At 52.0% G+C, this 4,628-nt stretch carries 4 protein-coding genes and 1 riboswitch; of the genes, 2 read left to right on the top strand and 2 right to left on the bottom strand.

Going from position 1 to position 4,628, the window contains the following annotated elements; all coding sequences use genetic code 11:
* The first annotated feature begins 94 nt into the window (after window positions 1-94).
* A complete protein-coding gene (gene mgtE / locus JJU14_RS16035; protein ID WP_228614729.1) occupies window positions 95-1,438 on the top strand; it encodes a magnesium transporter in 1,344 nt (447 codons plus the stop codon).
* 15 nt (window positions 1,439-1,453) lie between these two features.
* Here the strand turns inward: mgtE and JJU14_RS16030 are convergent, their stop codons facing one another.
* Both JJU14_RS16030 and JJU14_RS16025 read right to left on the bottom strand, forming a co-directional pair.
* Entirely contained in the window at window positions 1,454-2,710 is a 1,257-nt protein-coding gene (locus JJU14_RS16030; RefSeq protein WP_228614728.1) for an ectonucleotide pyrophosphatase/phosphodiesterase, read from the bottom strand.
* Window positions 2,711-2,896: 186 nt separating this feature from the next.
* On the bottom strand, window positions 2,897-4,027 hold the full coding sequence (locus JJU14_RS16025; RefSeq protein ID WP_228614727.1) for a hypothetical protein: 1,131 nt from the start codon (window positions 4,025-4,027) through the stop codon (window positions 2,897-2,899).
* Window positions 4,028-4,177: 150 nt separating this feature from the next.
* Window positions 4,178-4,282: riboswitch (TPP riboswitch) on the top strand.
* Here JJU14_RS16025 and JJU14_RS16020 point away from each other — a divergent pair.
* Window positions 4,265-4,628: TonB-dependent receptor plug domain-containing protein (locus tag JJU14_RS16020; protein WP_228614726.1), on the top strand; the 364-nt coding region annotated here is incomplete at its 3' end. (Overlaps the previous riboswitch by 18 nt.)

Here is a 4,628-nt window from a genome sequence, read left to right as displayed (position 1 = left end):
ATATCCAAATTTTCATCGCACCTGTCTGGTAAGCTGATCCTGCCCACTGGCAACCCCTTACCAGATCATACCAATGACGCTGTAAGGGGGCATCATGGAACTGCCGGTTCTGATTAACACCATTCGTCTGGCGCTGGAGTCAGACAGTCTTTATGAGCTGCGCGAGCAGTTTGAAGACATTCACCCGGCCGATTTAGCGGCTGCATTCAGTGAGTTTGAGCCTCAGTCGGTCTGGGAGCTGTTATCCACCTTGCCACGGGCAGAGCAGGCGGAAGTTTTTGGCTATTTGCCGCCAGAAACTCAGGTCACGCTGGCTATTTCCATCAGTCGTCGCAAGCTTTCGCCCATTATCCGGCAGATGTCGTCGGATGAACGGGCTGATTTATTCAATCGTTTAACCGAAGAGCAGCAGGAAACCTTGTTGCCGGCACTGGCACAGGCCGAGCGTGAGGATCTGCGTTTGCTGTCGTCCTATGAGGAAGGCACGGCCGGCGCGGTGATGACCTCCGACTATGCCTCGCTAGCACCTGATTTGACTGTGCGCGAGGCCATTGAGGTTTTGCGTAAAGAAGCGCCGGATAAAGAGACCATCTATCAATCCTATGTGGTGGACAAAGAGCGCCGCCTGATTGGCGTGATTTCATTAAAAGAATTGATTCTGGCACCGGTCGGTATGCAAATCCACGAACTGATGACTTATGAGCCAATCTTCGGTCAGGTCGATATGCCGCAAGAGGAAGTCTCGGTGCTGATTTCAAAGTACGACTTGCTGGCCTTGCCCATCGTGAATCAGGACATGCAGCTGGTCGGTATTGTCACCTACGATGATGCGATGGACGTAGCCGCTGAAGAAGCCACCGAAGATTTCCACAAAACCGCTACCATCGGTAAGTTGGATAGCAGTGTGAAAGATGCCGCCATCAATTTGCTGTACCGTAAACGGGTTGGCTGGCTGGTACTGCTGGTGTTTGGCAATTTGTTTTCAGGAGCGGGTATTGCTTATTACGAAGACACCATTTCCAGTTATCTGGTATTGCTGTTTTTCCTACCGCTATTAATTGCCAGCAGCGGTAATGCTGGGGCTCAGGCCGGTACCCTGATGGTGCGGGCACTGGCAACTGGCGATGTGGCCTTAAAAGACTGGGGCAAAATGCTGGGCCGTGAGATTGTGATTGCCACCCTGTTGGGTGTGACCATGGCAGTGTGTGTGGCTTCGATAGGCTGGTGGCGAGGTGGCTATGATATTGCGCTGGTGGTGGCGGCCACCATGACGCTGGTGGTGATTGCCGGCAGCCTGATAGGCATGTCGCTGCCGTTTTTGCTTAGTCGTTTCAACCTGGACCCGGCCACGGCCAGCGGCCCATTGATTACCTCCATTGCCGATGTGGCCGGGGTGATGATTTATTTTTCCATCGCCACCTGGTACCTGGGGCTTTAGCGCGCTTGCTCTAGCCTATTCGCTTCGCAGTAGCATGGGGATGACGGCCGGATCGCCATCATGTGGTGCCGGCTTAAGCCCCAAAATTTCTGTCATCACCTGGTACAAATCCACCATCCGAACCCGCTCAACCCGGGCCTGGCTTTTAAAGCTCGGGCCGTGGGCGATAAGCATGCCCTGCATGGCTGGCTCTTCGTTGTCGTAACCATGGCTGCCGCGTGGTTCACGATAAGTAGGCGCATTGATCATGCCGGGCAACCAGCTGCGGCGCACCAATATCCAGTCGATTTCGGCCAGCACATGCAAAGGGGCGATACGACGGTGATTCTGAAAATGAAAACGCTCCGGCATTTCCGATTTACGCAGCAATCGGGCCTGAGGTGGCAGGTTGTCTTTTAGCTGCTGGTAAATCACTTCTTTTTGGCCGTCTTTTGGGAAAATGCTAACCAACTCACGGGAATAGCGCACATACACCGCTAAATTCGGATCAAAGGCCTGATCAATCACGATATGCTGTGCCTGATTGACTTCGGCCATGCCGTGATCCGAGGTAATGATTAAATCGACCTGTTCGAGCAAACCTAAGTCGGTCAGTCCCGCTACCAGATAGCCAATCTCCGCATCAATGTCTTGCATAGCTTGGCGTACTTGTCGTGAGTTGGGGCCATGGGCATGGCCAGCAGAGTCGACATCACTAAAATACAGTGTAATGATGCGGGGCCGCTCGGCGGCTGGCAGCTGCAGCCAACTCAGCACGGTCTCTACCCGCTGGCGGTTGGGGGTATCGCCATCGTACGGAAACCAGTAGCTGGGGTGCACGCCTTTGATCGCCGCCTCAGAGCCGGGAAAAAAATAAGTGGCGGCGACCTGGCCCTGGGTTTCTGCCGTGACCCAAATCGGCTCACCGCCCCACCAACGGGCATTGCCCACTTCTTCGCTATTGCTCATGGTAAAGCGGGCATCAAACTCAGGATCGTACATGCCATTGTCAATCACACCATGATTTTCCGGATGCAAGCCAGTTACCAGTGAGTAATGATTTGGAAAAGTTTTACTGGGAAACACTGGCTGCAACGCATCCGCCACCAGGGCGGCCTGTGCCAGCGCATTTAGATGTGGGCTTGGGTAACGTTCCAGATAGCTGGGATGGGCACCATCGATGGAGATCAAAATAATGGTGGGCGGTAGCGCATTCGCCGGGGTGGTGGCCGGGATGCTGCTACAGGCACTTACAAAGAGCAGTACGATCAGTGATAACAAGTAGTTTTTCAAAACAATATCCAATGGATGCGCCAGGTTTCACCCTGGGAAAAAAGACAGATGCTTTGATTTTAGTCGGCTTGTATGAAAGTTGTAAGACAAAAGCGGTGAGTTGTCAGTAGTGGCAGATTGTCCACAAGTTGAAAAGGATCTACTGCTGGCCTATTTTCCGTGGCCAGCAGCGCCGTAAAGCTGAGATTACCTTGCTCTGTTGCGTGCTCTGCGCTCCAAATCACCAAAAAAGGTCACTTGGCGTTGAACACACTCGGAACCTTTCAATAGGGTGCTGGCTGTATCGGGTAGCACACCTTTCAGGTCATTCAGTTCACTACCAAAGTCAAGATACAGACGCGCAAGCCTGCTTTCGAAGTCATGTTTTGCCGCTTTGGGAAGTTCATCGGTGGTTGGAAGCTGCAGGTTTTCATTGGCCCGTTCTTCATCTATCCATTGCGTTAGCATGTCGAGGTACTCCTGAATCCGATTATCTGCGCCTAAGGCGTAACGAGGTTTGAGTTCGAGGGGAAAGTCGGCTGTACTTACTGCGCCTAGATAAGTTAAAGCTGGGTCTAGATCAAAATGCTTGATACCATAGACGGTAAAGGCTAGAGCTCTATAAAGGTGATGCTCAGCCTTCTTGTTAACTTGGTTGGTACGCCTATACCTTGTCTGTGCCTGGACCAGCTCAATGATGACCAAATGCGATAGCGCTTTTGACGTATGCCCTTTGACGACCAACCTGAATGCAATTGCGCGTTGGGTATCTAAATCTAAATTTAAATCAGGGCGATACAAAGCCGCTACCATGGCAAATTCATTATCATTTTGAATTTGCTGGCGAATCGTATCGTAAGAAGCTTCCATATAAGGAGCAATGTATTGGCTACTTTCATGATTGCCAATAACTCTACCTTCAAGTATCGCTGGCCAGATGCGGCCTCTGGAAATATCCCAGTCTTCACGCTCGCGTTGATAATAAGCAAAATCCTGCGGGTGCAGATCAGTAAATGAGATGCACCAGTCGTCCTCGTAAGCCATTCTGGTAGGGTGTGAGTGCGGAGTGGGCTCTGAGTCTGCAACGCCTTGTTGCAGCCTGTCTTTTGGCAAAGGCAACGGGTCCAGGGCCTCGAAGACATGCTTTGGTTGGTCTGTACCGGACGGTGGAGCAGGCTCCAGTGTGGTTTTAGTGGTTAGATCTGCGTGTTTAAAATCAGATGCATCACTATGAAATCGGCTATACACCACTAGCAAAGTAAGCAAAACCAATACGATTGCTGCTGCCGTAATTTTACTGCCTGTGTTCAGAGGAAGGTCCTTCCGTTGTGCTGCCAAAGAGTAGTCATGGCTTGACGGGTGGTACATACGATGTTTGAACTTTGTATACTATCGTTTAAGTAATGTTGATTTCAAGTCGACTAAGGAGGGTGATGGTCGTGGCACCGTCTTCTGCATTGCCAGTTGGCACGAAAATCGTTACACTGCGCGCCTACCAGGGGGTGTGCTCGTAAGAGTGCTGAGATGCTGCTAAGCGAACCCCAAGAACCTGATCCGGATCATGCCGGCGGAGGGATGGTGTTACTAACTCCTTTTGCGCGGGTGATCCCTTTACCGGAGACTACCATGCGCTGTCGTTATTCTGTTGTTGCCGCTTGTCTTATCGCCTCCTTTGCCGCTACGGCGGAGCAAGAGTCCATTGAACGTCTTGAGGTGCAGGGCGACTTCCGGCGTTTGTCGGTGCAGAACATTGCCGGCAGCATTGCAGTGGTTTCCGAGCAGGATATGCAACGTAGCTCGGCGCAGCATCTGGACGAGGTGCTAAGCCAGCTGGCCAATATCAATTTTGCCGCCGGTGCTTCGCGCGGCCGCTTTGTGCAGGTACGCGGTATTGGTGAGCGCAGCGAGTTTATCGATGTGATCAATCCTTCGGTTGGCG

Origin of the sequence: Alkalimonas sp. (assembly GCF_020831925.1) — a bacterium.
Lineage (GTDB): Bacteria > Pseudomonadota > Gammaproteobacteria > Enterobacterales > Alteromonadaceae > Alkalimonas.
This window is presented reverse-complemented; position numbering and strand designations above follow the sequence as displayed.

Excerpts from the sequence above, each read along its gene's own strand:
- mgtE (WP_228614729.1), top strand. The coding sequence starts at position 95 with ATGGAACTGCCGGTTCTGATTAACACCATTCGTCTGGCGCTGGAGTCA.